Annotated in this window: 2 protein-coding genes; both read right to left on the bottom strand. The window is 41.1% G+C overall.

What is annotated here, in order from left to right; translation table 11 throughout:
- Nucleotides 1-160: 160 nt before the first annotated feature.
- Nucleotides 161-370, bottom strand: a complete 210-nt coding sequence (locus tag A3766_RS30005; protein ID WP_255374988.1) for an STAS domain-containing protein — start codon at nt 368-370, stop codon at nt 161-163.
- A gap of 277 nt (nt 371-647) precedes the next feature.
- Nucleotides 648-875 (bottom strand): sulfurtransferase TusA, encoded by a 228-nt coding sequence (gene tusA, locus A3766_RS00410; RefSeq protein WP_068509866.1) that lies wholly within the window; start codon nt 873-875, stop codon nt 648-650.
- Nucleotides 876-1,094: the final 219 nt, after the last annotated feature.

Here is a 1,094-nt window from a genome sequence, read left to right as displayed (position 1 = left end):
GCGCTCAGGTTTATCTACCATCAAGCCTACATTGCAATCCAGGTTTTCAAACAAGTCTTTACACGACTGAAAGAATAAGTCCTGAATACATTTGATTACTTCATTATCACGCATATAACTGCAACTCTTTTCTTTTATTTGTACTAACCGAATCAGAAAACTATTTAGCCAACGAAGGAGCCGGACTCTCACCATTGATGCTGAAATACTGATTAAAGTGCGTCATGCTCAACAGGTCATAGGTCTGCCCACGCGAACGAACGATCTCATAGGCCACACCTGCACCGTCTAGAAACTTCTTCATGACCAGCAACATTCCCAAACCGGAACTATCCATGTATTCGACATCATAGAGATCAACCTGAACCAGACGGCTGTCACCAACCTCCTTTTAGTAAGCTGATCGGAATTCGCTCTGCAAATGAAATGCGAAACTTCCACTGATATAGAGAGTAGTACAAGAATTATTAACGGAAACTTTCACACTACCCGTAGCACTGTCAGTCATAGATACCCAAATCAACTTTAGCTAATATTTATATCGCAAGCACCTGACAATCTATATTTGAATAATTAAAGGTGCATTCTAAAAAGATAGAGCATGATCTGAAAAGTGCAAACTCGAAACATCGACATGAGAACTACTTTCAGGCTTTTCTCAGCAGATAAATATAATTGCCGTTTTCCTGGCTCTGATCGAGCAGTTCATGACCAAGAAACTGACAGAATTTTGGTATATCACGCTGAGTGGCCGGGTCGGAAGCGATTACCTTGACCACGTCCCCACTTTGCATCTCGTCAATTTTTGAGTGCAGCATCATAACAGGTTCAGGACAATACAAACCTTGAGTATCCAAAAGGTGTTGATGTAACATCTAGCTCTCTTTTTTAATCTATACTTAAAACAACAGCACACTGGAGGGGCATGCCATGATTAGGGTTATTATCGAAAGATCCATCGCGGAATCACTGGAAGCAAACTATGAGGATACTGCAAAACAAACGCTACAAAAAGCCATTCGAGCTCCGGGCTTTATTTCTGGGGAGTCATTAAAAGATATTACCAACTCAAGACACCGAGTCATCCTTTGCAA

The organism is Oleiphilus sp. HI0132 (assembly GCF_001635845.1).
This window is presented reverse-complemented; position numbering and strand designations above follow the sequence as displayed.